The 25,059-nt window shown below is 70.1% G+C and carries 23 protein-coding genes; 14 read left to right on the top strand and 9 right to left on the bottom strand.

Annotation, left to right across the window (positions count from 1 at the left end; genetic code table 11):
• Window positions 1-54: 54 nt before the first annotated feature.
• Window positions 55-1,260: a fatty acid biosynthesis transcriptional regulator FasR gene (gene fasR / locus AB0L95_RS13745; RefSeq protein WP_365161439.1), complete on the bottom strand. Its 1,206-nt coding sequence runs from the start codon at window positions 1,258-1,260 to the stop codon at window positions 55-57.
• 82 nt (window positions 1,261-1,342) lie between these two features.
• Here fasR and AB0L95_RS13740 point away from each other — a divergent pair, with 82 nt between their 5' ends.
• Window positions 1,343-2,002, top strand: coding sequence for a pirin family protein (locus AB0L95_RS13740; protein WP_365161437.1), 660 nt, complete (start codon window positions 1,343-1,345; stop codon window positions 2,000-2,002).
• 21 nt (window positions 2,003-2,023) lie between these two features.
• Here AB0L95_RS13740 and AB0L95_RS13735 read toward each other — a convergent pair whose 3' ends face one another.
• Window positions 2,024-2,845, bottom strand: coding sequence for a serine hydrolase domain-containing protein (locus tag AB0L95_RS13735; RefSeq protein WP_365161435.1), 822 nt, complete (start codon window positions 2,843-2,845; stop codon window positions 2,024-2,026).
• A gap of 19 nt (window positions 2,846-2,864) precedes the next feature.
• Window positions 2,865-3,338, bottom strand: a complete 474-nt coding sequence (locus AB0L95_RS13730; RefSeq protein ID WP_365161433.1) for a GNAT family N-acetyltransferase — start codon at window positions 3,336-3,338, stop codon at window positions 2,865-2,867.
• A 95-nt stretch (window positions 3,339-3,433) separates the two neighbouring features.
• On the opposite strand from AB0L95_RS13730, the gene AB0L95_RS13725 reads away from it, so the two are divergent.
• Both AB0L95_RS13725 and AB0L95_RS13720 read left to right on the top strand, forming a co-directional pair.
• Window positions 3,434-3,910 carry a MerR family transcriptional regulator gene (locus tag AB0L95_RS13725; protein WP_365161431.1) on the top strand — a complete coding sequence of 159 codons (477 nt, stop codon included), beginning with the start codon at window positions 3,434-3,436 and terminating at the stop codon, window positions 3,908-3,910.
• The gene (locus AB0L95_RS13720) at window positions 3,907-4,923 is read left to right on the top strand and encodes an aldo/keto reductase (RefSeq protein WP_365161429.1); all 1,017 of its coding nucleotides are present in this window, start codon (window positions 3,907-3,909) and stop codon (window positions 4,921-4,923) included. The genes AB0L95_RS13725 and AB0L95_RS13720 overlap by 4 nt, the downstream gene beginning before the upstream one ends.
• Window positions 4,924-4,951: 28 nt before the next feature.
• Here the strand turns inward: AB0L95_RS13720 and AB0L95_RS13715 are convergent, their stop codons facing one another.
• The 3 genes from AB0L95_RS13715 to AB0L95_RS13705 form a co-directional block, all read right to left on the bottom strand.
• Complete coding sequence (locus tag AB0L95_RS13715) at window positions 4,952-5,821, bottom strand: DUF4429 domain-containing protein (RefSeq protein ID WP_365161428.1); 870 nt, start codon at window positions 5,819-5,821, stop codon at window positions 4,952-4,954.
• Between the two features lie 66 nt (window positions 5,822-5,887).
• Window positions 5,888-7,105: an alpha/beta hydrolase gene (locus AB0L95_RS13710; RefSeq protein WP_365161426.1), complete on the bottom strand. Its 1,218-nt coding sequence runs from the start codon at window positions 7,103-7,105 to the stop codon at window positions 5,888-5,890.
• Window positions 7,106-7,344: 239 nt separating this feature from the next.
• Window positions 7,345-7,986 carry a TetR family transcriptional regulator gene (locus tag AB0L95_RS13705; protein ID WP_365161424.1) on the bottom strand — a complete coding sequence of 214 codons (642 nt, stop codon included), beginning with the start codon at window positions 7,984-7,986 and terminating at the stop codon, window positions 7,345-7,347.
• A 112-nt stretch (window positions 7,987-8,098) separates the two neighbouring features.
• Here AB0L95_RS13705 and AB0L95_RS13700 point away from each other — a divergent pair, with 112 nt between their 5' ends.
• Window positions 8,099-9,727, top strand: coding sequence for an MFS transporter (locus tag AB0L95_RS13700; RefSeq protein WP_365161422.1), 1,629 nt, complete (start codon window positions 8,099-8,101; stop codon window positions 9,725-9,727).
• A 237-nt stretch (window positions 9,728-9,964) separates the two neighbouring features.
• On the top strand, window positions 9,965-10,303 hold the full coding sequence (locus AB0L95_RS13695; protein ID WP_365161421.1) for a small hydrophobic protein: 339 nt from the start codon (window positions 9,965-9,967) through the stop codon (window positions 10,301-10,303).
• 63 nt (window positions 10,304-10,366) lie between these two features.
• Here the strand turns inward: AB0L95_RS13695 and AB0L95_RS13690 are convergent, their stop codons facing one another.
• Both AB0L95_RS13690 and aceE read right to left on the bottom strand, forming a co-directional pair.
• Window positions 10,367-11,137, bottom strand: a complete 771-nt coding sequence (locus AB0L95_RS13690) for a potassium channel family protein (RefSeq protein WP_365161419.1) — start codon at window positions 11,135-11,137, stop codon at window positions 10,367-10,369.
• A gap of 88 nt (window positions 11,138-11,225) precedes the next feature.
• A complete protein-coding gene (aceE, locus tag AB0L95_RS13685; protein WP_365161417.1) occupies window positions 11,226-13,973 on the bottom strand; it encodes a pyruvate dehydrogenase (acetyl-transferring), homodimeric type in 2,748 nt (915 codons plus the stop codon).
• Window positions 13,974-14,399: 426 nt separating this feature from the next.
• Between aceE and AB0L95_RS13680 the strand changes: the two genes are divergently transcribed.
• From AB0L95_RS13680 to AB0L95_RS13655, 6 genes are all read left to right on the top strand, one after another.
• Window positions 14,400-14,837, top strand: coding sequence for a DUF3052 domain-containing protein (locus AB0L95_RS13680; protein WP_365161415.1), 438 nt, complete (start codon window positions 14,400-14,402; stop codon window positions 14,835-14,837).
• Between the two features lie 192 nt (window positions 14,838-15,029).
• A complete protein-coding gene (locus tag AB0L95_RS13675) occupies window positions 15,030-15,488 on the top strand; it encodes a peroxiredoxin (RefSeq protein WP_311698293.1) in 459 nt (152 codons plus the stop codon).
• A gap of 113 nt (window positions 15,489-15,601) precedes the next feature.
• Window positions 15,602-16,177, top strand: a complete 576-nt coding sequence (locus tag AB0L95_RS13670) for a TerD family protein (protein WP_365161413.1) — start codon at window positions 15,602-15,604, stop codon at window positions 16,175-16,177.
• Window positions 16,178-16,763: 586 nt separating this feature from the next.
• On the top strand, window positions 16,764-17,339 hold the full coding sequence (locus AB0L95_RS13665; protein ID WP_365161411.1) for a TerD family protein: 576 nt from the start codon (window positions 16,764-16,766) through the stop codon (window positions 17,337-17,339).
• A gap of 51 nt (window positions 17,340-17,390) precedes the next feature.
• Window positions 17,391-18,539 carry a DUF475 domain-containing protein gene (locus AB0L95_RS13660; RefSeq protein WP_365161409.1) on the top strand — a complete coding sequence of 383 codons (1,149 nt, stop codon included), beginning with the start codon at window positions 17,391-17,393 and terminating at the stop codon, window positions 18,537-18,539.
• 173 nt (window positions 18,540-18,712) lie between these two features.
• Complete coding sequence (locus AB0L95_RS13655; protein ID WP_365161407.1) at window positions 18,713-19,444, top strand: Tellurium resistance; 732 nt, start codon at window positions 18,713-18,715, stop codon at window positions 19,442-19,444.
• A 34-nt stretch (window positions 19,445-19,478) separates the two neighbouring features.
• On the opposite strand, the gene AB0L95_RS13650 is transcribed toward AB0L95_RS13655, so the two are convergent.
• Window positions 19,479-20,360 (bottom strand): TerD family protein, encoded by an 882-nt coding sequence (locus AB0L95_RS13650; protein ID WP_365161405.1) that lies wholly within the window; start codon window positions 20,358-20,360, stop codon window positions 19,479-19,481.
• Between the two features lie 234 nt (window positions 20,361-20,594).
• Here AB0L95_RS13650 and AB0L95_RS13645 point away from each other — a divergent pair, with 234 nt between their 5' ends.
• Genes AB0L95_RS13645 through AB0L95_RS13635 form a run of 3 tightly spaced genes read left to right on the top strand, consistent with a single transcriptional unit; the run spans window position 20,595 to window position 25,045 of the window.
• Window positions 20,595-21,761, top strand: coding sequence for an HpcH/HpaI aldolase/citrate lyase family protein (locus AB0L95_RS13645; protein WP_365161403.1), 1,167 nt, complete (start codon window positions 20,595-20,597; stop codon window positions 21,759-21,761).
• On the top strand, window positions 21,762-24,236 hold the full coding sequence (locus AB0L95_RS13640) for a phosphoribosyltransferase (RefSeq protein ID WP_365161401.1): 2,475 nt from the start codon (window positions 21,762-21,764) through the stop codon (window positions 24,234-24,236).
• Window positions 24,233-25,045 (top strand): HAD family hydrolase, encoded by an 813-nt coding sequence (locus AB0L95_RS13635; RefSeq protein ID WP_365161399.1) that lies wholly within the window; start codon window positions 24,233-24,235, stop codon window positions 25,043-25,045. Before AB0L95_RS13640 ends, AB0L95_RS13635 begins: the two co-directional genes overlap by 4 nt.
• The last annotated feature ends 14 nt before the right edge of the window (window positions 25,046-25,059 follow it).

Genomic DNA, 25,059 nt, shown 5'->3' with positions numbered 1-25,059 from the left:
CGTGGGGACAAGGACGAAGAACAGCAGGGGGTTTTGTGGGCCCTCGACAAAAGGCTAGGTCTGGGGATCTCCGTCGGCCAGACGCCCCAGGATCAGTGCGATCCGCAACGTGAACGCGGAGCGTACATCAGAAGGCGACCATCCGGTGACGTCAGTCACACGTCGGAGCCGGTAGCGCACGGTGTTCGGGTGAACGAAGAGCATTCGGGCGGCACCTTCCAGACTGGACGCCTGTTCCAGATACACGCTGAGGGTCTCCAGGAGTGCGGATCCAGCCTCCTCCAGTGGTCTGTAGATCTCCTCCACCAGTTGCTCGCGTGCGCTCGGATCACCGGCGATCGCGCGTTCCGGCAGCAGATCGTCCGCCAGTACCGGGCGCGGTGCGTCCTGCCAGGCGGAACACGCCTTGAGGCCCGCCGCCGCGGCCTGCGCGGACCGGGTCGCGGCCTGCAGATCGGGCACGATCGGCCCGGCGACGACGGGCCCTGCGGCGAACGGGCCGATCAGCGACTTGGCGACGGCGAGCGGATTGTCGCTGCCGCCCGCGACCACGACGAGCCGGTTGCCGAGCACGCCCGTGAGCACCTGGAGCTTGGCGTGGCGGGCGGCCCGCCGGATGGCCTCGACCGTCAGCTCGCTGTCGCCGTCGGGTGCCGTGCCCAGGACCACGCACACATGCTCGGGCGAGTTCCAGCCGAGCGCGGCGGCCCGGCTGACGGCCCCCTCGTCGGCCTCCCCGCTGAGTACGGCGTTGACCACCAGCGACTCCAGCCGGGCGTCCCAGGCACCGCGTGCCTCGGCGGCCTGGGCGTAGACCTGGGCGGTGGCGAAGGCGATCTCCCGGGCGTAGACGAGGAGCGCCTCGCGCAGCACGGACTCGTCGCCGGGAGCGGCCACCTCGTCGATGGCGGACTCCATGACCTCGATGGTCGTCCGCACCATCTCCACGGTCTGCCGCAGCGTGATGGCCCGGGTCAGCTCGCGCGGCGCGGTGCCGAAGACATCGGTGGAGATGGCCTGCGGGGCGTCCGGGTGCCGGAACCACTCGGTGAACGCGGCGATGCCCGCCTGCGCCACCAGGCCGATCCACGAACGGTTCTCCGGGGGCATCGCCCGGTACCACGGGAGCGTCTCGTCCATGCGCGCGATGGCCTGCGCGGCGAGGCTTCCGGAGGATTTCTCCAGCCGCTTCAGGGTCGCGGCATGCGGATGGACGGAGTGCGCTGCGGGCTCGGGGTGGGTGGCTTCGGGTTCGGGCACGGGGACAAGACTGCCTTATCGGGACGGGGCAGTGCGGCGCCGGGTCCCGGAGGGTGAGACGGGCGGGGCTACGGTGGTGGCTGTGATGGACGTACGGCGCGCCGGTGAGCGCTACCGCGGAGGGGATGCGGCCGCGGGGATCGAGTCCCTGCACGCCTTCAGCTTCGGCCCGCACTACGACCCGGACAACCTCCGGTTCGGTGCGGTGATCGCGTGCAACGAGGAGCGGCTGGCGCCGGGCGCGGGCTTCGACGAGCATCCGCACAGCCACACCGAGATCGTCACATGGGTGGTGGAGGGGGAGCTGACCCACCGCGACTCGACGGGCCACCGGTCGGTGGTCCGCCCCGGCGACGTCCAGCGGCTGAGCGCGGCCGGCGGGGTCCGGCATGTGGAGCGCAACGACGGCGACGGACCCCTGGTCTTCGTCCAGATGTGGCTGGCTCCCGGACAACCGGGCGGCGACCCCTGCTACGAGGTGGTCCACGGCATCGCGGACTCCACGCCCTACGCGGTCCCCGAGGCGGGCGCGATGCTGCATGTCCGCCGGCTGGCACCGGGGGAGCGCACGGCGGTGCCGGACGCGGCGTTCGTGTACGTGCACCTGGTGCGCGGCGGCGTACGGCTGGGCGAGCAGGAGCTGGGCCCGGGGGACTCGGCCCGGATCACGGACACGAAGGACCTGGAGGCGGTGGGGGCACCGGCGGGGGCGGAGCTGCTGCTGTGGGAGATGGCCGGATGACCACGGGAGCGGCCGGACGGCTCAGCCCCGTACCTCCGCCAGCACCGCGTCCGTGAACGGTGTCCACGCCTCGATCGCCCACGGCCCGAACGCCCGGTCCGTCAGTGCGACGCACGCCACACCCGCGTCCGGGTCGACCCACAGGAACGTGCCCGACTGCCCGAAGTGGCCGAAGGTCCTCGGCGAGGACGAACGCCCCGTCCAGTGCGGCGACTTGGCGCCGCGGATCTCGAAGCCGAGACCCCAGTCGTTGGGGTTCTGGTGCCCGTAGCCCGGCAGGACGCCCTTGGTGCCCGGGTACTGCACGGTCATCGCCTCGGCGACCGTGCGGGGGTCCAGCAGCCGGGGCGCCTGGACCTCGGCGACGAAGCGCACGAGATCGGCGACCGTCGAGACGCCGTCCTTGGCCGGGGAGCCGTCGAGGCTCGTGGAGTCCATGCCGAGCGGCTCCGTGACCGCCTGCCGCGCGTACTCGAAGAACCTGATGTCCGTCGCCTTCGCCACATGGTCGCCCAGCACCTCGAACCCGGCGTTCGAGTACAGCCGCCGCTCCCCGGGCGCCGACGTGATCCGGTGCTCGTCGAACGCGAGCCCGGAGGTGTGCGCGAGCAGATGGCGCACCGTCGAGCCGGGCGGCCCGGCGGGCTCGTCCAGTTCGACGGCCCCCTCCTCGTAGGCCACGAGCACCGCGTAGGCGGCAAGCGGCTTGGTGACCGAGGCCAGCCGGAAGCGGTGGTCGACCGGCCCGTGCGTGCCGAGCACGGTGCCGTCCGCGCGGACGACCGCCGCCGCGACGGTGGGGACGGGCCAGTTCTCGATCAGCGCCAGGCTCTGCAGGGACATGTGAACGAGCCTATGCGGCTCACAGCTGAAGTCGCATCGAGGGGTCCGGCTTGCGGACGAAGCCCAGCGCCGCGTACAGCGGCTCGGCCTGCGCGGACGCGTTCAGATCGACCTGCCGGACGTCCCGCTCGCGGAACCAGTCCAGCAGTGTCTCCATGCAGGCGCGGGCGTAGCCCCGGCGGCGGGTGTCCGGATCGGTGGCGACGCTGAAGACATGGCCCACCCGGCCGTGCGGGTTGCCCGCCCGCCCGATCCGGTACTCGACCGTGCCCACCACGACCGCGGCGAGCGCCCCGGACCGCTCGGGATGGTCGATCACGAACGCCGCGAAGCCGTCGTCCGGTCCGCCGAGCCGGCGGCGCAGGGTCGGCAGGGACTTCGTGTGCCACTCGGTGGAGGAAGAATGGGCGGCGAACACGGAATTCAGCATCACCTGGCGCAGGCGCAGCAGTTCTTCGGCATCCTCGGGCACGGCCCGGCGTACGAGACTCATGATGTGCACGCTAATCACGTGAGCCCACGCGGGTCTGGGCGTTTTCACGGGTTCCGCTTGCTTGGAGTGCACTCCAACGTTTTAGCGTGGTGCTCATGACGGTGATGGAGACCATGGCCGAGGCGGCCGACCACGTGACCGACGTCTGCTCCGTACCGCCCGAACGGCATCCCCGTCCCGACGGACAGGACAGCTACACCATCAGTGAGGTCGTGGCCTTCACCGGGCTGACCGCGCACACCCTGCGCTGGTACGAGCGGATCGGGCTGATGCCCCACATCGACCGCTCCCACACCGGACAGCGCCGTTACTGCAACACCGACCTCGACTGGCTCGATCTGGTCGGCAAGCTCAGGCTCACCGGCATGCCCGTCGCCGACATGGTGCGCTACGCCGAGCTGGTGCGTGCCGGGGATCACACCTACGGCGAACGCTACGACCTGTTGGAGACGACCCGCCGGGACGTGCTCGCCCGGATCACGGAACTCCAGGACACGCTCGCGGTGCTCAACCGCAAGATCGATTTCTATGCGGACGCCGGGCGCGCCCTGGCGTCGGAGAGGCCCCGATGACGGACGGCAGGATCGCGAAGGCGCACCTCGGCGGCGACGGCCCCGAGGTGGGTGTGCAGGGTCTCGGCTGCATGGGGATGACCTGGGCGTACGGCCCCTCGGACGCCGGGGAGTCGCGCGCCGCCCTGGAGCGGGCACTCGAACTGGGCGTCACGCTCTACGACACCGCGGACGCCTACGGCGGCGGGGAGAACGAGAAGTTCCTGTCGCCGTTCTTCAAGGCGCACCGGGACGAGGTCGTCATCGCCACCAAGTTCGCGATCTCGACTTCGCCGGACGACCCCATGAAGCGGATCATCCGCAACGACGCGCCCTACATCCGCAGTTGTGTCGAGGCCAGCCTGAAGCGGCTGGACGTCGACGTGATCGACCTCTATTACATGCACCGCCGCGATGTGCGGGTGCCGATCGAGGAGACCGTCGCCACCATGGCGGAGCTGGTGCGCGAGGGCAAGGTGAAGCACCTCGGGCTGAGCGAGGTCACCGCCGGTGAGCTGCGCGCGGCCCGGGCCGTCCACCCGATCGCCGCCGTGCAGTCGGAGTGGTCCCTGTTCAGCCGGGACATCGAGGCGAACGTGGTGCCGGCCGCCAAGGAACTGGGTGTGGCCCTGGTGCCGTACTCGCCGCTGGGCCGGGGATTCCTCACCGGCTCGTTCTCCGACGCCGGCACGGACCTCACCGACCAGGACTTCCGCCGTACGATGCCCCGCTTCACCGGCGAGAACGCGGCCGCCAACGTCAGGCTCCTGGAGCCGGTCCGCACGGTCGCCGAGGCGCACGGGGTCTCCCTGGCCCAGATCGCCCTGGCCTGGGTGCAGCAGCAGACCGCGGTGCACGGCTTCCCGGTGGTCCCGATCCCGGGCACGACCCGGCGCTCGCGTGTCGAGGAGAACGCGGCGGCGACCCGGATCGTCCTGACGGACGAGGAACTGGCGCTCCTGGAGCCGATCGCGGCCCAGGTGGCGGGCGACCGCTACCCGGACATGACGTTCGCGTCGGCGGGTCGGGAGTAGCCGGCGGGGAGTTGAGGGGTGCGGAGCTCTAGAGCTCCGCCAGCAGCTCCGCCTTCTTCGTGGAGAACTCCTCGTCCGTGACGAGCCCCGCCTCGTGCAGCTCCCCGAGGTGGCGGATCCGCTCGGCGATGTCCGCCGGGTCCCGGCGCGCCGCCGGTATCGCGGCGGCCAGGCCGGCCGAGGGCCCGGCGGTCCGCACCGCGGCCAGCACCGCGGCGGCGAACGGCAGCGACTCGTGCACCGGGCCGTAGCCGAGCCCGAAGACGACGGTGCCCGGGTCCTGGTCCGGCTGCACCTGCCGCGCGGCGTCGTCGGCACCGGCATCCCGCCGCAGCAGCCGCAGATGGCCGTCCAGGGCCTCGGGGGAGCGCCACTCGACCCCGCTGAGGGCGCTGACCGGGAAGCTCTGGTCGCCGGCCTTCCACTTGGCGGAGGACGCGCCCGTCCAGGACCACCGGAAGGACACCTTTCGGCCGTCGAAGGACGCCTTCCCGTCGTACGCCTTGAAGTGCAGCGGTGTCTCGGGCGGCGCCACCAGGAACCGCTCGGCCGGGGTGTCGTCCTCGGTGATCAGGGCGCGCAGCTCGTCGGCGTAGTACTCGGCGAGGGTGTGGCGGTCGGCGGGCAGCACCAGCCGGTAGGGGTCCACGGCCTCCTTGAGCTGTCCGGCCGCCGCCTCCATCAGCGGATCCGCACCGGGCCGGGGCACCACGCGCAGGACGACGGTTCCGCGTCTGCCCTGAGTGAGCGTCACCCCCGCGATCGCCTCCAGGGGGACTCGGCGTTCGCCGAGCGCCTGGAACAGCTTCGGTGAACGAATCCCCCGTTCGAAGCGGATGAGCACCGAGTCGGACTCGAACTCCCAGACGGCATGAAATCCGGCCAGTACGTCACCCATGCGGCTCATCGTATGCGGCACGCGCTCCTCCGTCGCCTCCCCGGGCAGACCGCAATTCCTGTTTTTCTACGCGCGTCCGGCCGCCACCGCGCCGGACAAACCCGCCCGGCAGGTGTCGGTGTCGTGGGCGCAGTGCACCGTGTCGTACGCGCCGACGCCGATCTCGGCGAAGTTGCGCAGGCTCTCGGTGCCCGGCTCGAAATAACCGGCATGCCCCTTCGCTCCCTGTGCGGACAGCACTCGCGCCCCGAAGCCGCCCGAGACCGGATCGGCGCCGTGGCCGAGGCCTCCGAGCTCCATGTACGGCACGTCCTGGATCCAGTCGTCGGCGTCGCGCATCGCCCACACCCGGGCCGTGGTGTGCAGCCCGGCGGCCGACTCGGCGCGCATGCCGGGGCTGCCCGCCACGGTGATGTCGGACACCCGCGACGGCAGGGTGTGCGCGGCCACACCGCAGAGCACCGAGCCGTAGCTGTGGCAGTACAGCTGGACGGACGACCGGCCGGGCAGGGCGCGGACCAGGGCGTCGAGCCGTACGGCACCCTCCTCGGCGCGCATCGCGGTGGCCGCCTCCACGCCGATGCCCCCCGGCGAGGTGTAGTCGGCCCAGGCGATCACGGCGGTGGGAGTGCGGGGGCTCGCCGCGCGCTCCGCCGCGTAGAGCGACTGGGCCATGCCGACGGGTGCCGAGTACATGCGGTAGGTGCGCTGGAAGGTGAGCAGGTCGGTGTCCACGCCGGGGACGACGACCGAGACCCGCCGGGCGGTGTCCAGGTCGCCGAAGACCTCGGCGATCCGGCCCGAGCCCTCAGGGTCGAAGGCGAGGATCTGCCGGCCTCGGGCCGTCAGAGCCTCGAAGCGGTGCATGAGACGGCCCGCCTCCTGCTGCCCGACCGACGACAGCCGGTCGTCGTGCATCCGGGCGCGCTCGACCTTGCGCTGCTGGTCCAGGGCGATGCGGTTGGCCTCGTAGCGCAGCTGTACCGGCGCCCCGTTCATGTTGCCGACCGCGAGCGGATAGCGGTGGGCGAGCCGGGAACGCTGGTGGGCGCTGAGCGAGGCGAAGAAGCGGGTCAGCAGCGCGGGGGACCCCTCGGGGTCCGGCAGCTCGTGCCCGGCGATCCTGCCGTGCTCCCACGCCGAGCGCGAGGCCGCGAGGGGCGTGGCGCCGGGGTGGCTGCGCACGGCGGTCCAGCCGGTCGTCGCGAGCATCACGAAGACCACGGCCAGCGCGAGCAGCGCGCGCCAGACGTTGAGTTGCGGGGAGGTATCGAAGGAAGTCACTGGAAGGACACACTAGGAGAACGAGAGTGTCTCGCGTTAACCGAGTGACGCGTCTCACGTTTCGCACCCTTCAATTCCGGCAAAACGGACGCGTATTAAGGTCGATCGTCACACTGCGTCGATGAGATGCACGCCACTTGGTACGCCGTGTCACCATTCCTTCACTCCATCGGCCGTGCCGGCGTCCGGCCTGACGGGAATTCACTTGACGCGTACGGGATCAGCGCGGTGTGAACGGCTCAGTTCGTGTGCCACTTCTCGGCCAATGCCGGACCCACGGCGTCGAGATGCCAGGCGGTCAGCTCGCGGAGCGCGTCCACGGTGATGTCCTGGCCCGCGCACCACAGCCGTTCCGTGACGCGCATCACTCCGCCGAACACCGCCACCGCGACGCGCGGGCGCGGGTCCGCGTCCACGTCGAGGCCCTCGCGCTCGGCGATGATGCGGGCGATGTCCTCCTCCAACTCCGCCGAACGGCGCAGATGGGTGGCGAACAGGGCCGGTGTCGACTCGATCAACCGATAGGCACGCAGGTGGAGTTCGGTGGGGATGATTTCCTCGACGGCCTCGCCGATGCTGTCCCAGCCCTCCAGGATCGCCTGCCGCAGTGCCTTCAGCGGGGCCTCGTGGGCCGGTCGCGCGCGTACCGCCTCGACGAAGTGCGACTCCGCCAGGGACTGGACGAAGAAGACGGCGTCCTCCTTGCCGGCGAAGTAGCGGAAGAAGGTGCGCTGCGACACGTCCGCGGCCTCGGCGATCTCGTCGACGGTCGTGGCCTCGTAGCCCTTGGTGGTGAACAGTTCCAGGGCGGCCCGCAGCAGTGCGTCCCGGGTGCGCTGTTTCTTGCGTTCTCGCAGTCCCGGCCGCGACGCCGTCTCCATCGGTCCTCTTTCCGTTCATCTGCCCTGTTCGGGCTATCGGTACATGACGTGACAGTTACTGACTTGTGAATTGGTTTGTCAACTGTCAGTGGCTGTCACTAGCCTCGAAAACATGACTAGTCAGACCACCGTCGACGCGACGGAACCGGGGGACAGGACAGCCGGTCCGTCGACAGCACCGCAGGAGCGGGCCCCGGACCGCGGCCTGCGCGGACATCCGTGGCTCACCCTCGTCTCGGTCGCCATCGGCGTGATGATGGTCGCGCTGGACGGCACCATCGTGGCCATCGCCAACCCGGCCATCGCCAAGGACCTCGGCGCCAGCTTCTCCGACGTCCAGTGGATCACCAACGCCTACTTCCTCGCCCTCGCGGTCACCCTGATCACCGCGGGCAAGCTCGGAGACCGCTTCGGCCACCGGCAGACGTTCCTGATCGGCGTGGTCGGCTTCGCCAGTGCCTCCGGCGCCATCGGCCTGTCCGACAGCATCGCCCTCGTCGTGACGTTCCGCGTCTTCCAGGGCCTGTTCGGCGCGCTGCTGATGCCGGCCGCGCTCGGCCTGCTGCGGGCCACCTTCCCGGCCGAGAAGCTGAACATGGCGATCGGCATCTGGGGCATGGTCATCGGCGCCTCCACCGCGGGCGGCCCGATCCTCGGCGGCCTGCTCGTCCAGCATGTCAGCTGGCAGTCCGTCTTCTTCATCAACGTGCCGGTCGGCGTGCTCGCACTCGTCCTCGGTCTGTTCATCCTCAGGGACCACCGGGCCGAGAACGCGCCGCGCTCCTTCGACCTGCTCGGCATCGCGCTGCTGTCGGGCGCGATGTTCTGTCTGGTCTGGGCGCTCATCAAGGCGCCGGCCTGGGGTTGGGGCGACGGCAAGACCTGGCTCTTCATCGGCGCGTCCGTGCTGGGCTTCGTCCTCTTCTCCGTCTGGGAGGCGAAGGTCCGGGAGCCGCTGATCCCGCTCGGGCTGTTCCGTTCGGTGCCGCTGTCGGCGGGCGTCGTCCTGATGGTCCTCATGGCGATCGCGTTCATGGGCGGCCTGTTCTTCGTCACCTTCTATCTCCAGAACGTGCACGGGATGAGCCCGGTCGACGCGGGCCTGCACCTGCTGCCCCTGACCGGCATGATGATCGTCGGCTCCCCGATCGCGGGCCTTCTGATCACCAAGGCCGGCCCGCGCATCCCGCTGGCCGGCGGCATGCTCCTCACCGCGATCGCCATGTTCGGCATGTCGAAGCTCGAGGCGGGCACGGGCAGCGGCGTCATGTCCGTCTGGTTCGCGCTGCTGGGGCTCGGTCTCGCCCCCGTGATGGTCGGCGCCACCGAGGTGATCGTCGGCAACGCGCCGATGGAGCTGTCCGGCGTCGCCGGCGGTCTCCAGCAGGCCGCGATGCAGATCGGCGGAAGCCTCGGCACGGCGGTCCTGGGCGCGGTGATGGCCTCCCGTGTGGACAGCGACCTCCCGGGCAACTGGGCCGCGGCCAAGCTGCCGCCGCTCGCCCCCGCCCAGCTCGACCAGGTCTCGCAGCTGGTCCAGCAGGGTGTCGCTCCGGTGCAGAAGGGCACACCGGCCCCGATCGCCGCGAGGATCGCGGGCGTCGCGCACGACACGTTCATCTCCGGCATGAGCCTGGCCTGCCTGGTCGCCGCGGGTGTCGCCGCCGTCGCGGTGCTGGTCGCGCTGCTCACCAAGCGGGGCGACAACGCGGAGACGGGCGCGGGGGCCGCGCACATCTGACACGCCGTTCCGCGGGCGCTTTCGCTCATCAGGGTGAACGCGCTAAAGATCCCTCCACCCGGATGCGCGCCGCAGGTCACAGTGGATCACGTCCTCCGTACGACTGGGGCGTACGGACTGAGGACGGCCGGACTGCGGCGCGCTGCTGGAGGGGGGCAGCGCGCAGGCAGGAATCGGTGGGGGAGACGGGGGTACCCGCACATCAGGCCCGAACGAACCGATGAGTTCAGGGAGTTGATGATGGCGGGCTTCGGACACGGCACGCGCAGGTATCCCCGCTCACGCAGCCGGATGGGGTCCCGGTGGGGGTCCCCCCTGTTCGAGCGAAGCCGAGAAATCGGGGGAGGGCCGGATCGCGCGACGCTCGGAATCGTCGGAGTCGTCTGCGCGATCGCGGGCTTCTTCGCCCTCGGCATCATCCTCGGACCCGTCGCGGTGGTCTGCGGCTGGCTGGCCATGGGCCGCAGCTGGGCGGGCAGCCGCCCGCTGCCGGCCGTGGTCGCCCTGGTCCTGGGCGCGATCGACACGCTTCTGGCGATCGTCTGGCTGGCCGGCCCCGGGAACGGACTGCTCTGACCCGCGGGGAGGATCCGGACGGTCCTCGGCTACGGGCGGGAGCCGAGCCGGACGGGTCCTCGGCTACGGTCGGGGGCCCGTCCCCTGATGCGTCTGTGAGGGCGGCACGGACGCCCCCGACAGCGCGGCGACCTCGGCCCGCAGGGCCCGTACCTCCTCGGTCAGCGCCTCGATCGCCGCCGTCTGCCGCCGCTCCTCCACGCCGTCCTTCTCGAACCGTGCGATGAACCACGCGGCGATATTGGCGGTCACCACACCGAGCAGGGCTATCCCGGACAGCATCAGCCCCACGGCGAGGATCCGCCCGAGCCCGGTGGTCGGCGCGTGATCCCCGTAGCCCACGGTCGTCATCGTCGTGAACGACCACCACACGGCGTCGCCCAGCGTCCTGATGTTCCCGTTCGGCGACTCCCGCTCCACCGACAGCACGGCCAGCGACCCGAACATCAGCAGCCCGGTCACCGCCCCGACGACATACGTCGTCAGCCGGATCTGCGAGGCCATCCGCGCCCGCCGGCCCACGAGTATCAGCGTGGCCACCATCCGCAGCAGCCGCAGCGGCTGGAGCATCGGCATGATCACCGCGCACAGATCGAGCCAGTGGGTCCGGACGAACTCCCGGCGGCGCCGGCTGAGCCCGAGCCGCATCAGATAGTCGACGGCGAACGTGGCCCACACCACCCACTCCACCACCGTGCACCCGGTCGTCAGCGCGGGACTCGCGTCACTGTCCACGATCGGTACGGCATAGGCGGCGGCGAAGGCCACGGCGAGCGCCAGCAGCGGACGCTGGGTGTGACTCTCCCAGCGGACCTGCGCCGATTGCTGCTCCATGCCCGCATCGTAGAAAACGAGCAGGGGCGGCGGGACAGTCGTCCCCGCCGCCCCTGATCCACTCGGGCGCACATGCCTCCCGTGGCGCCTAGGCGTCGCCGCCCGGCGTCCCGGGGCCGGCCGCCGTCACGTCGAGCAGCCGGTACCGGTCGATGGCCTGCTTGAGCACCGAGCGGTCCAGCTTGCCCGCCCCGGCCAGCTCGGTGAGCACCGCGACCACGATCGACTCGGCGTCGATGTGGAAGTAGCGGCGGGCCGCACCGCGCGTGTCCGCGAAACCGAAGCCGTCCGCACCCAGGGACTGGTAGGCGCCCGGCACCCAGCGCGCGATCTGGTCCGGAACCGACCGCATCCAGTCGGACACCGCCACGAACGGGCCCTCCGCGCCGCTCAGCTTCCGCGTCACGTACGGCACCTGCTGCTCCTCCTCCGGATGCAGCAGATTGTGCTCCTCGCACGCCACGGCCTCGCGCCGCAGTTCGTTCCAGGAGGTCGCCGACCAGACGTCCGCCCGGACGTTCCAGTCCTCGGCGAGGATGCGCTGCGCCTCAAGGGCCCACGGCACCGCCACACCCGACGCCATGATCTGCGCCGGCACCGTGCCCGAGGTGCCCTCGCTGATCCGGTGGACGCCCTTGAGGATGCCCTCCACGTCCACGTCCGCGGGCTCGGCCGGCTGCTGGATCGGCTCGTTGTAGACGGTGAGGTAGTAGAAGACGTCCTCGCCGTGCGGGTGCTCCGCCGAGCTGCCGTACATCCGGCGCAGACCGTCCTGCACGATATGGGCGATCTCGTACCCGTACGCCGGGTCGTAGGCCACGCATGCCGGATTGGTCGAGGAGAGCAGCTGGGAGTGCCCGTCCGCGTGCTGCAGGCCCTCGCCGGTCAGGGTCGTACGACCGGCGGTCGCACCCAGGGCGAAACCGCGCGACAGCTGGTCGGCCATCTGCCAGAACTGGTCGCCGGTCCGCTGGAAACCGAACATCGAGTAGAAGACGTACACCGGGATCAGCGGTTCGCCGTGCGTCGCGTACGCCGAACCCGCCGCGATCAGCGAGGCCGTGCAGCCCGCCTCCGAGATGCCGTCGTGCAGCATCTGCCCGGTCGGCGACTCCTTGTAGGCGAGCAGCAGATCGCGGTCCACCGACTCGTACTGCTGGCCGAGCGGGTTGTAGATCTTCGCGGTCGGGAAGAACGAGTCCATGCCGAATGTGCGGTACTCGTCCGGCGCGATCAGCACGAACCGCCTGCCGATCTCCTTGTCCCGCATCAGGTCCTTGAGGAGACGGACAAAGGCCATGGTCGTCGCGATCGACTGCTGGCCCGAGCCCTTCTTCACGGATGCGTACGCGGCGTCGCCCGGCAGCTGCAGCGGCTTGGAGCGCACGACGCGTGTCGGTACATACCCGCCGAGCGACCTGCGCCGGTCGTGCATGTACTGGATCTCCTCCGTGTCCCGCCCCGGGTGGTAGTACGGCGGCAGGCCGGACTCCAGGTCCTTGTCGGAGATCGGCAGGTGCAGACGGTCGCGGAAGTGCTTCAGGTCGTCGACCGTCAGCTTCTTCATCTGGTGCGTCGCGTTGCGGCCCTCGAAGTTCGGGCCGAGCGTCCAGCCCTTGATCGTCTTGGCCAGGATCACCGTCGGCTGGCCCTTGTGCTCCTTGGCCGCCTTGAACGCCGCGTAGATCTTGCGGTGGTCGTGACCGCCACGGCCCAGGTGCAGGATCTGGTCGTCGGTCATGTTCTCGACCATTGCGCGCAGCCGGTGGTCGTCGCCGAAGAAGTGGTCGCGGATGTAGGCGCCGGACTCGGTGGCATACGTCTGGAACTGGCCGTCCGGCGTCGTGTTCATCTTGTTGACCAGGATCCCGTCCCGGTCCTGCGCCAGCAGCGGGTCCCAGGTGCGGTCCCAGATCAGCTTGATCACGTTCCAGCCGGCGCCCCGGAAGACCGACTCCAGCTCCTGGATGATCTTGCCGTTGCCGCGCACCGGGCCGTCCAGGCGCTGCAGATTGCAGTTGACGACGAAGGTCAGGTTGTCCAGGCCCTCACGGGCGGCGATCGACAGCTGGCCGAGCGACTCCGGCTCGTCCATCTCGCCGTCGCCGAGGAACGCCCACACCTGCGACCTGGAGGTGTCCGCGATGCCGCGCGCCTCCATGTAGCGGTTCATCCGGGCCTGGTAGATCGCCGAGATCGGGCCGAGGCCCATGGAGACCGTCGGGAACTCCCAGAAGCCCGGCATCGACCGCGGGTGGGGGTAGCTGGACAGACCGTACGGCGCCTTGGACTTCTCCTGGCGGAACCCGTCCAGGTGCTTCTCGCTCAGCCGGTCCAGCAGATACGCGCGGGCGTAGATGCCCGGCGAGGCATGCCCCTGGAAGAAGACCTGGTCACCGCCGTCGCCCTCGTCCTTGCCGCGGAAGAAGTGATTGAAGCCCACGTCGTACAGCGAGGCGGAGGAGGCGAAGGTCGCGATGTGGCCGCCGACCCCGATGCCGGGCCGCTGGGCACGGGAGACCATCACGGCGGCGTTCCACCGCGTGGCGTTGAGGATCTTGCGCTCGATCTCCTCGTTGCCGGGGAAGAACGGCTCGCTCTTGGTGGGGATGGTGTTGACGTAGTCCGTGCTGCGCATCTCGGGCACGGCCACGCGCTTCTCGCGGGCGCGCTCGATCAGACGGAGCATCAGATAGCGGGCCCGCTCACGGCCGCGCTCGTCCACGGCGGCGTCGAGGGAGTCGAGCCACTCCTGGGTTTCCTCGGGGTCGAAGTCAGGAACCTGACTCGGAAGGCCGCCAATGATGATCGGATTGCGATCGGATCCGGAAGCCACGCTGTTCCTTACCTGTCAGAGGGCCACTTCTGGCATGTGCCTGCGCCGCTCCCCATCGTGTACCTGGGGCGAGTGAAACGTCATCTCTACCACGAGGTAACCACGACGGAGAACGGGGCTTCAGGGGCGGTCCCCACCAAATCGCGACGATACGCTCGGGTCGTGATCTGTACCGCAAAGCCATTCGAGTCTCGTACCCATGGAGGATTCCGGAATGCACAAACCGGGCAGAACGGTGTGGTGTAGATCACCGTCGGGCGCGATACGGTGCCTGGAGTTGCGGCGACACGGCCAGGATCGTCACCGTTTCGGCGGTCTGAACGGCCGGGTACTTGCGCGATCCGTCCCGCCCGTGTGGACTACGGCCAATGCTTCGCGTACGCGCGTGGCTGAGATACTCACCAAGACATGATCAGGAGGCAACCCGTGAGCGCGACCGCGGACCACGCGGAGGAGCGGACGAACCCTGCCGCGAGGCTGGGGTTCCAGCCCGAGCAGGTGGTCCAGGAGATCGGCTACGACGACGACGTCGACCAGGAGCTCCGCGAGTCCATTGAGGAAGTCATCGGCACCCCGCTCGTGGACGAGGAGTACGACGACGTCGCCGACGCCGTGGTGCTGTGGTTCCGCGACGAGGACGGGGACCTGACCGATGTGCTGGTGGACGCCACCACGTACATCGAAGAGGGTGGCTCGATCCTGCTTCTCACGCCGAAGACCGGCCGTACGGGCTACGTGGAGCCGAGCGACATCTCCGAAGCCGCGACGACGGCGGGCCTGTCGGCGTCCAAGAGCGTCAGCGTGGGCAAGGACTGGAGCGGGTCGCGTCTGGTGACGCCGAAGGCGGCCAAGTCCAAGCGCTGACACTCCGCCGGTGACCCACACCGTGGGCGGCCGCGTCCGGGGGCCGTGCCCCCGATCCGTACCGGCCGCCCGAACGGCCTCGTCCGTGCACAACCGGACGGGCTGACATCGCTCAGCCCGTCCGTGGGCCTGCGGTGATCGCTGCGTAGGGTGGTTCCCACCCGAACAGCCCCACCGAAGGGAAGCAGGACCATGGCGATCCAGGTCGGCGACAAGGCCCCCGACTTCGAGCTCAGGGACAACCACGGCGCGACCGTGCGGCTCTCGGACTACCGCGGTCACAAGAACGTGGTGCTGCTCTTCTACCCGTTCGCCTTCACCGGCGTGTGCACCGGCGAGCTGTGCGCGCTGCGCGACAACCTGCCGCAGTTCGTCAACGACGACACCCAGCTGCTCGCCGTCTCCAACGACTCCATCCACACCCTGCGCGTCTTCGGCGAGCAGGAGGGTCTGGAGTACCCCCTGCTGTCCGACTTCTGGCCGCATGGCAACACTTCGCGGGCCTACGGCGTCTTCGACGAGGAGAAGGGTTGCGCGGTGCGAGGGACCTTCATCATCGACAAGGAGGGCGTGGTGCGGTGGACCGTCGTCAACGATCTGCCGGACGCCCGTGACCTGAACGAGTACGTGAAGGCGCTCGACACCCTGTGATTCTTCGGTTCCAAGGCCTGCAGGGCGTGGGAACCCGTCACTAGGATCGACACGTTGATCCGACACCAACGCACGACGGGGCTCCCCGCCCCTGGACACCAATGGGAGGACTCGTGGGAGTCAGCCTCAGCAAGGGCGGCAACGTATCGCTGACCAAGGAGGCCCCCGGCCTGACCGCGGTCCTCGTCGGTCTGGGGTGGGACGTCCGCACCACGACCGGCACCGACTTCGACCTGGACGCCAGCGCGCTGCTGCTGAACCCGTCCGGCAAGGTCGGCAGCGACCAGCACTTCGTGTTCTTCAACAACCTCAAGAGCCCCGACGGCTCGGTGGAGCACACCGGCGACAACCTCACCGGTGAGGGCGAGGGCGACGACGAGGTGATCAAGGTCAACCTCGCCACCGTCCCGGCCGATGTGGAAAAGATCGTCTTCCCGGTCTCGATCTACGACGCCGAGAACCGCCAGCAGTCCTTCGGGCAGGTGCGCAACGCGTTCATCCGCGTCGTCAACCAGGCCAACCAGCAGGAGATCGCACGGTACGACCTGAGCGAGGACGCCTCCACCGAGACTGCCATGGTCTTCGGTGAGCTGTACCGCCACGGCGCGGAGTGGAAGTTCCGCGCCATCGGCCAGGGCTACGCCTCGGGGCTGCGCGGCATCGCGCAGGACTTCGGCGTGAACGTCTGATCCAGGCCGACGACGGACTCGGATCCGGTCCGGGACTCACCCGGTCCGGGACTCGCCGACCTCGACCTCCGACGTCCGGCGCCGTCCCGTCAGGGGCGCGGCGCCGGACGTAGGGGGAGCGCCGTTTCTCCTCCGCCGGGCGGTGCCGCCCGTCTCCGTCGGCGGGAGGCGGCCGTCTCCGCCCCTCCACGGGGCATCGGCCGTCTCGGCGGGCAGGGCCGGGCACCCGGTCCGGCGACAGGACGGGGACGGCTGCTTTCCCACCGACATACGAGAACGACTGCCTCGCCATCGACCGGGACGGCTGCCACCCCGCCGGAGACGGGACACCGCCCGGCGGACGGCGCCCGCGCTCAGCGGAAGGCGTCGGCTCCGCCCCATCGGGCGGTTTGCGTCACCGAGCGTCGTAGGAGAGCCGTCCTGGCTCGTCGGGGGGTTTCCGCCCCCGCTCGTGGGGGGAGCCACCCCCCGACCGCCGAGGGTTTCGCCCTCATGGCGCAGGATGACCACTGGGGGGGACCGGCCCCCGACCGCCGGGGGTCTCCGCCCCCGGGGATGACGCAGTATCTCGGGGAGGACCAGCAACATGGGCGTCACGCTCGCCAAGGGAGGCAATGTCTCCCTCTCCAAGGCCGCGCCGAACCTCACACATGTGATGATCGGGCTCGGCTGGGACGCGCGCTCCACCACCGGAGCCCCCTTCGACCTCGACGCCAGCGCGCTCCTGTGCAGCGGCGGCCGGGTCCTCGGCGACGAATGGTTCGTCTTCTACAACCAGCTCAAGAGCCCCGACGGCTCCGTGGAGCACACCGGCGACAACCTCACGGGCGACGGCGACGGCGACGACGAGACCATCCTGATCGATCTCGCCAAGGTGCCGGCCCAGTGCGACAAGATCGTCTTCCCGGTCTCCATTCATCTGGCGGACGAGCGTGGCCAGACCTTCGGCCAGGTCAGCAATGCCTTCATCCGGGTCGTCAACCAGGCCGACGGCCAGGAACTCGCCCGCTACGACCTGAGCGAGGACGCTTCCTCGGAGACCGCCATGATCTTCGGCGAGGTCTACCGCTACGGCGGCGAATGGAAGTTCCGGGCTGTGGGACAGGGGTACGCGTCCGGTCTTCGCGGGATCGCTCTAGACTTCGGAGTCAACGTTTCGTAAAGCCGGGTACGGCGACGGGGGAGCCCCCTACACATACGGATTGGGTAGCCAGTGCTTCTGAAAACCTTCGGCTGGTCGTTCGTGGTCACCGCGGTCGGCCTCGCCGCAGCGGTCCTCTACGGGGGGTGGACCGCCTTTGGCATTGTGGCGATCCTGTCCATCCTCGAGATCTCGCTGTCCTTCGACAACGCTGTGGTCAACGCCGGAATCCTGAAGAAGATGAATGCCTTCTGGCAGAAGATCTTCCTCACGGTGGGCGTGCTGATCGCGGTCTTCGGCATGCGACTGGTCTTCCCGGTCGTGATCGTCGCCATCACCGCGAAGAAGAGCCCGATAGACGCGGTGAATCTGGCACTGACCGACAAGGACCAGTACCAGCAGCTCGTGACCGACGCGCACCCCGCGATCGCCGCGTTCGGCGGGATGTTCCTTCTGATGATCTTCCTGGACTTCATCTTCGAGGAGCGGGACATCCAGTGGCTGCGCTGGATCGAGCGCCCGCTCGCCAAGCTCGGCAAGGTCGACATGCTGTCGGTCTGCATCTCGCTGATCGTCCTGCTGATCACCTCCTTCACCTTCGCCACCCACGCCCACCAGCACGGCGGCGCGCACGTAGACAAGGCGCAGACGGTCCTGATCTCCGGTATCGCCGGTCTGATCACGTATCTGATCGTCGGTGGCCTGTCCGGCTTCTTCGAGGACCGGCTGGAGGATGAGGAGGAGCGCGAGCATGCGGAGGAGGAAGAGGCCCGGCGCACCGGCAAGGACCGCTCGGCGGTGGTGCTCGCGGGCAAGGCCGCGTTCTTCATGTTCCTCTACCTGGAGGTCCTGGACGCGTCCTTCTCCTTCGACGGTGTGATCGGCGCCTTCGCCATCACCAACGACATCATCCTGATGGCGCTCGGCCTCGGTATCGGCGCGATGTACGTCCGGTCGCTGACCGTCTACCTCGTCCGCCAGGGCACCCTCGACGACTATGTCTACCTGGAGCACGGCGCGCACTACGCGATCGGCGCGCTGGCCGTGATCCTCATGGTCACCATCCAGTACGAGATCAACGAGGTGATCACCGGTCTCGTCGGCGTCGTCCTAATCGGCTGGTCCTTCTGGTCCTCGGTGCGCCGCAACCAGGCGCTCGCCGCGGCCGAGGGAAAAGGCGCGACCTCGGACGAGCGGACTGAGGTCTCGTCCGGGGTGTAGTGCCCCCGGAGCTCGGTCCGCCTCCCCGCGCCCTGTCGGCTCATCCGCCGATCGCGGCTGCCGCGTGGTGTGGACCGGGCCCCGATGAGGAACGCTCTGTTCGGGGCGGCCGTGAGGACTCGTCCTCGGCGGCCGCCCCGCGGCTGTTGGACCATAGGCACTGGGGGGCGGACATGAGCTTCTGGGACGGCGTGTGGCGCGGGCGCGCGAACGACTTCGACTCGGGCAGCGCGGCGACCAACGCGATCGAACTGACCAAACGGCATCACCGGGTCTCGCTCACCAAGCAGGGGGCGGCGACCGGCAATCTGCGCATCAACCTGTCGTGGCGGATGCGGACCTCCGACATCGGCGGCCCCGAGCGGGGCGGTCTGCTGCGCCACCCGCTGCGGCTGTTCACCCCGGAGGTGGTGCAGGCCCACACCCAGAGCATGGTCAACGTGGACCTCGACCTGGGCTGCATGTACGAGATGAGCGACGGCTCCAAGGGCGTGGTGCAGCCGCTGGGCAGCTTCTTCGGGGAACTGAACGAGCCGCCCTACATCAAGCTCAGCGGCGACGACCGGTTCGGCTCCGGCACCGGTGAGACGATCTTCGTCAATCTGGACCACCGGGACGACTTCAAGCGGCTGCTGATCTTCGTCTACATCTACGACCAGACGCCGGCGTTCGACCGTACGCACGCCGTCGTCACGCTCTACCCCAGCAGCGGCCCGCGCATCGAGATCGGCCTCGACGAACGCCACCCGCAGGCCCGCTCCTGCGCTGTCGTCCTGATAGAGAACATCAAGGGCGAGCTGATCGTCCGCCGCGAGGTGAAGTTCGTGTACGGCTTCCAGGCGGAACTGGACCGGCTGTACGGGTGGGGCCTGCAGTGGGGGCGGGGCTACAAGGCCAAGGCGTGACCGGCGGCCGCCCGCCGTCCCGCCTCCGCCGGCGCTACCGCCCGATGAACTGCGGCCCCTGCGGCGGCAGCTCGAAGTCCGGGTCGGGCACGGGCGCCGCCGTGGGGGGATAGCCATAGGCCGGTGCGGACACCGCGGCGGTCTCCGGCTGCGGGTAGCCGTACGCCGGCTGAGCGGTCGGCTGGGGGTAGCCGTAGGCCGGCTGTGTCGCCGGCTCCAGCGGATACCCGTACGAGGGCTGCCGCACCACCGGCTGCTCCGGCGGCAGCGGCATTGAGACCTCGGGCGGCGCGGGGACGGACGCCGTGGCCGCCGCGACGACCGAGGCCGTGGCCGCCGTCGGTAGCTGCCCGGTGACGGCGGGCGGGGTCTCCGACTCGTCGACCGAGATGCCGAAGTCGTTCGCGAGGCCCTTGAGCCCGTTGGAGTAGCCCTCGCCGAGCGCCCGGAACTTCCAGCCGTCGCCCCGCCGGTACAGCTCCCCGCAGATCAGCGCCGTCTCCGCACCCGTCTCGGGCTTGATGTCGAAGTACGCGATCGGTTCGGCGTCGGCGCCGGACGCGTCGTACAGCAGGACGCACAGGGAGCGCACCCGGTCGAAGGGGACGTCGTCCGCGGAGGCGACCAGCAGGATCTGGCCCACCCCGGGCTCGACCCCCGTCAGATCCGTCTGGATCGTGTCGGTCAGCCCCTCCGCCGCCCGCTTCTTGCCCAGCAGCCGGACCGCGCCCGAGGGGTGCCGGGGCTGGTTGTAGAACACGAAGTCCTCGTCGGACCGCACCCGTCCGTCAGGCCCGAGGAGCAGCGCCGAGGCGTCGACGTCCGGAGCGTCCTGTCCCGGCGCCCACCGCAGTACCGCCCGTACCGCGGAGGGCTTGAGCGGTACGTTCGACCCCTTCAGCATCGCGTGCGTCATGGCGTCATCCTGCCTTCTCGGTCCTGGTCACGACAACGCGGGGGTGGTGCCCCGCGGCGTGGCGCCGCACACCCACCCGCATACCACCGACCGGTCCCCGACACAGCCGAGTTACCTGAACTTCATGCCCGACGGGAACCCAGGACATGGAGTTCTACGTACTATTACCGGCCACCTCTTTTCGGGTCGTCCAGCCGCCATTGTCCGGGTCGTCCAGCACCACGGGGGAGTCTCATGCGTCATTTCGGGCATATCGCCCCTGAGGAGCGGCAGCGTCTCTTCCATCGGGAGCCCGCCGTCTTCACCGCCGACTCGCCCGCCCCCGTGCTCGCGGCGGCCCTCGGTGCCACCCTGTACAGCCCGGCGACCCGGCCGCACCTGGCCGACGACGTGCTCAAGCAGGCCGGCCGCGGGGTGGTCTCCATGGTGCTGTGCCTGGAGGACTCCATCGACGACGCGGACGTCGTGGACGCCGAGGAGAACCTGGTCCGCCAGTTCACCCGCCTTGCCGCGCTCCCCGACGCGGAACTGCCGCTGCTGTTCATCCGCGTCCGCGTCCCCGCGCAGATCCCGGATCTGGTGGCCCGGCTCGGTCCGGCCGTGCGGCTGCTCTCCGGCTTCGTCCTCCCGAAGTTCAACGAGGAGCGGGGCGTGCTGTTCCTGGAGGCCCTGACCGCGGCGGAGACGGCGAGCGGGCGCAGGCTGTTCGCCATGCCCGTCCTGGAGTCCCCCGACCTGCTCTACCTGGAGACCCGCCGGGAGGCGCTGAACGGCATCTTCCGCACCGTCGACAAGTGGCGCGACCGGGTCCTCGCGCTGCGCCTCGGCGTCACCGACTTCTGCTCCGCCTACGGTCTGCGCAGAGCGCCCGACATGACGGCGTACGACGTCCAGACCGTGGCCTCCGTGATCGCCGACGTCGTCAATGTGCTCGGGCGCGCCGACGGTACCGGGTTCACGGTGACCGGGCCGGTGTGGGAGTACTTCCGGGTCCAGGAGCGGATGTTCAAACCGCAGCTGCGCCGCAGCCCGTTCCTGGAGGGCGAGGTCGAGGAACTGCGCGAGGCGCTGATCGAGCACGACATGGACGGACTGCTGCGCGAGATCGCCCTCGATCGCGCCAACGGCCTGCTCGGCAAGACCTGCATCCATCCCTCGCATGTGATGCCCGTGCACGCGCTGTCCGTGGTCAGCCACGAGGAGTACAGCGACGCGCAGGACATCCTGCGGCCCGAGCGCCTCGGCGGGGGCGTGCTGCGCTCCGCGTACACGAACAAGATGAACGAGGTGAAGCCGCACCGGGCCTGGGCCGAGCGCACTCTCCAGCGCGCCGAGGTGTTCGGCGTCGCGAACGAGGACATCGGCTTCGTGGAGCTGCTGGCCGCCGGGGTGCCGCGCTGAATGCCGAAGCCGCCGTCCAACCGTCGTACTGACAAGGAACCGAGGAAGAACGTGGTCTGGTCCGGGACCTGGGTCGCCGAGCGGCTCGGGGTGGAACTCGTCGGTGACGAGCAGTTGACCGAGCTGCTGGGGCTCGCGCTCCGGCGCAACCCCAAGCGGGCGCATCTGCTCGTCTCCAACGTGCTGGGCAAGCACGTCCCGCAGTCCCCGTCCCTCGTCCACGGCCATGGGCTGACGCTGGGCCGCCGGGTGCTGGACCTGCTGGGCACCGACGAGGCCGGGCGCGCGATCGTGCTGGGGTACGCGGAGACGGCCACCGGCCTCGGCCACTGTGTGGCGGACGGCCTCGGCCTCGCGCCCTATCTGCACTCCACCCGCCGCCCCGTCGAGGGCGTCGCGCGCGCGGGCGGCTTCGAGGAGTCCCATTCCCATGCCACCTCCCACCTGCTGCTCCCGGAGGATCCGGAGCTGCTGGCGGGCGACGGCCCGCTGGTCCTGGTCGACGACGAGTTCTCCACCGGCAACACCGTCATGAACACGATCCGCGACCTGCACGCGCGCTACCCGAGGAAGCGGTACGTCGTCGTCGCCCTCGTGGACATGCGCTCGCCCGCCGACCTGGGACGGCTCGATGAGCTCGCCCGGGAGATCGGCGCCCGGGTGGACCTGGTCACGGCCGCTGCCGGGACCGTACGAATGCCCGGGGACGTGCTGGAGAGGGGCCGGGAGCTGGTGGCCCGGCACGAGTCGGCCGTGCCCGACCGGCCCGCGCACGGCACGGTCACCCGGGTCGCGCTCGACTGGCCCCGCGGGCTGCCCGACGGCGGACGGCACGGGTTCACCCCCGGGCACCGGGCGCGTCTGGAGAGCGCCCTGCCCGGTATGGCCGCGCGGCTCGCCGCGGCACTGCCCGCCGGAGCCCGCCGGGTGCTCGTGCTCGGCTCCGAGGAGCTGATGTACGCGCCGCTCCGGCTCGCCCACGGACTGGAGCAGCTCCAGACGGCCGAGGTGCGCTACTCCACGACCACCCGCTCGCCCGTCCTCGCGGTCGATGACCCCGGCTACGCGATACGCACCCGGATCGTCTTCCCCGCCCACGACGACCCGGCCGACGGCCCCGGCGAGCGCTACGCCTACAACGTCGCGGACGCCGGCTTCGATGCCGTCGTCGCCGTCGTGGACTCGGCGGCCGACACCCCCGCACTGCACGCGCCCGGCGGCCTCCTCGACCGGCTCGCCGCCCACACCCCGCATGTCCTGCTCGCGGTCGTCCCGAGTTACCTCCCCGCGCCCTCGTACGACCCCGAAAGGACCGCCATGCTGTCCGAGCCCCTCCGCGGCCCCGCCTTCTCCTCGTATGCGCCCGACGAGGTCGGCTGGCTGCTGCAGGACCTCTCGGACGTCACTCTGGAGGCGCCCACCGAGGAGCGCGAGGAGGCCGTCCAGAGCGGCGGCGCGCACTACGCCGAGTCGCTGCCGGTGGAGTACCAGCCGAGCGAGCAGTACCAGGAGCTGTTCCGCACGGCCCTCGACGCCTCGGCCGCACGGCTCGCGCAGGCCGTCGGAGTGGTCACCGAGACCGTGCTCGCCGAGCGGTCCCCGCGGCCGGTCCTCGTCTCGCTCGCCCGGGCCGGCACGCCCGTCGGCGTGCTGATGCGCCGGTGGGCGCAAGCCCGGCACGGCCTCGACCTGCCGCACTACGCCGTGTCGATCGTCCGCGGCCGGGGCATCGACGCCAACGCGCTGCGCTATCTGGCCCGGCACCACGACCCCGGTGACGTCGTGTTCGTCGACGGCTGGACCGGCAAGGGCGCCATCACCCGGGAACTCGCCGAAGCCATACGCCAGTTCGAGGAGTCGGAAGGCGTCACCGGCTTCGACCCGGAGATAGCGGTGCTCGCCGACCCGGGCTCGTGCGTGCGGACCTACGGCACCCGAGAGGACTTCCTCATCCCGTCCGCCTGCCTCAACTCGACGGTGTCCGGCCTGATATCGCGCACCGTGCTGCGCGCCGACCTGGTCGGACCGCACGACTACCACGGCGCCAAGTTCTACCGCGAACTCGCCGCGTCGGACGTCTCCGTCGCCTTCCTGGACGCCGTCTCCGCCCGCTTCGCCGAAGTCGAGGACGCCGTCGACGCACAGGCGAAGGAACTGCTCGCCGCCGACCGCACCCCGGCCTGGGAGGGCTGGGCGGCGGTGGAGCGCATCAGCGAGGAGTACGGCATCCACGATGTGAACCTCGTGAAGCCGGGCGTCGGCGAGACCACGCGCGTACTGCTCCGCCGGGTGCCCTGGAAGATCCTGGCCCGGTCCGGGGCAGGGGCGGACCTGGACCATGTGCGCCTGCTGGCCGAGCAGCGGGGCGTACCTGTGGAGGAGGTCGACGGGCTCGCGTACACCTGTGTGGGCCTGATCCACCCCCGGTACACGCGGGGCGCCACCGGTGCCGACGGCCGGGCGGTGACCGCATGAGCCCCGTGCTGGTCGCCAGCGACCTCGACCGTACGCTGATCTACTCGTCGGCGGCGCTCGCGCTCACCATGCCGGACGCGAGGGCGCCCCGGCTGCTGTGTGTCGAGGTGCACGAGAGCAAGCCGCTGTCGTACATGACCGAGACCGCGGCGCAGCTGCTCACCGAACTCGGTGACCGGGCGGCGTTCGTGCCGACCACGACCCGCACCCGCAAGCAGTACCAGCGCATCAACCTGCCCGGCCCCACCCCGCCGTACGCGATCTGCGCCAACGGCGGGCATCTGCTGGTCGACGGCGTCTCCGATGCCGACTGGCACACGGCGGTGCTCGCCCGGCTCGCGGAGGAGTGCGCGCCGCTGGCCGAGGTGCGGGACCATCTGGCGGCCACCGCGGACCCGGCCTGGGTGCGCAAGCACCGGGTCGCCGAGGACCTGTTCGTCTATCTCGTGGTGGAGCGTGAGCTGCTGCCCGAGGAGTGGGTCAAGGAGCTGGCGGTCTGGGCGGAGAACCGCGGCTGGACGGTGTCGCTCCAGGGCCGGAAGATCTACGCCGTGCCGAAGCCGCTCACCAAGAGCGCGGCGATGCGCGAGGTCGCCCGCCGCACCGGTGCCACGCTGACGCTGGCCGCCGGGGACTCCCTGCTGGACGCGGACCTGCTGCTCGCGGCGGACCTCGGCTGGCGTCCGGGACACGGTGAACTCGCCGACGCCGACTGGACGGCACCGGGGATCAGCGCTCTGCCCGAGCGGGGTGTGGCGGCCGGGGAGCGGATCCTGCGGGAGTTCTTGAAGGCGGCGCGTCAGGAGTAGGGGGCCGCCCGCCG

Source organism: Streptomyces sp. NPDC052036 (assembly GCF_040680495.1).
Taxonomy (GTDB): domain Bacteria; phylum Actinomycetota; class Actinomycetes; order Streptomycetales; family Streptomycetaceae; genus Streptomyces.
The sequence above is the reverse complement of the archived record's forward strand: the minus strand, read 5'-3'. Positions and strand labels throughout refer to the sequence as shown.

Bases quoted from the DNA above. Each gene is read 5' to 3' on its own strand.
- AB0L95_RS13645 (WP_365161403.1), top strand. From the start codon at position 20,595: ATGCGTCATTTCGGGCATATCGCCCCTGAGGAGCGGCAGCGTCTCTTC.
- AB0L95_RS13690 (WP_365161419.1), bottom strand. From the start codon at position 11,137: ATGGAGCAGCAATCGGCGCAGGTCCGCTGGGAGAGTCACACCCAGCGT.
- AB0L95_RS13665 (WP_365161411.1), top strand. From the start codon at position 16,764: ATGGGCGTCACGCTCGCCAAGGGAGGCAATGTCTCCCTCTCCAAGGCC.
- AB0L95_RS13655 (WP_365161407.1), top strand. From the start codon at position 18,713: ATGAGCTTCTGGGACGGCGTGTGGCGCGGGCGCGCGAACGACTTCGAC.
- AB0L95_RS13735 (WP_365161435.1), bottom strand. From the start codon at position 2,845: ATGTCCCTGCAGAGCCTGGCGCTGATCGAGAACTGGCCCGTCCCCACC.
- AB0L95_RS13720 (WP_365161429.1), top strand. From the start codon at position 3,907: ATGACGGACGGCAGGATCGCGAAGGCGCACCTCGGCGGCGACGGCCCC.
- AB0L95_RS13650 (WP_365161405.1), bottom strand. From the start codon at position 20,360: ATGACGCACGCGATGCTGAAGGGGTCGAACGTACCGCTCAAGCCCTCC.
- AB0L95_RS13730 (WP_365161433.1), bottom strand. From the start codon at position 3,338: ATGAGTCTCGTACGCCGGGCCGTGCCCGAGGATGCCGAAGAACTGCTG.
- AB0L95_RS13635 (WP_365161399.1), top strand. From the start codon at position 24,233: ATGAGCCCCGTGCTGGTCGCCAGCGACCTCGACCGTACGCTGATCTAC.
- AB0L95_RS13695 (WP_365161421.1), top strand. From the start codon at position 9,965: ATGATGGCGGGCTTCGGACACGGCACGCGCAGGTATCCCCGCTCACGC.
- AB0L95_RS13640 (WP_365161401.1), top strand. From the start codon at position 21,762: ATGCCGAAGCCGCCGTCCAACCGTCGTACTGACAAGGAACCGAGGAAG.
- AB0L95_RS13725 (WP_365161431.1), top strand. From the start codon at position 3,434: ATGACGGTGATGGAGACCATGGCCGAGGCGGCCGACCACGTGACCGAC.
- AB0L95_RS13675 (WP_311698293.1), top strand. From the start codon at position 15,030: ATGGCGATCCAGGTCGGCGACAAGGCCCCCGACTTCGAGCTCAGGGAC.
- AB0L95_RS13705 (WP_365161424.1), bottom strand. From the start codon at position 7,986: ATGGAGACGGCGTCGCGGCCGGGACTGCGAGAACGCAAGAAACAGCGC.
- AB0L95_RS13715 (WP_365161428.1), bottom strand. From the start codon at position 5,821: ATGGGTGACGTACTGGCCGGATTTCATGCCGTCTGGGAGTTCGAGTCC.
- AB0L95_RS13700 (WP_365161422.1), top strand. From the start codon at position 8,099: ATGACTAGTCAGACCACCGTCGACGCGACGGAACCGGGGGACAGGACA.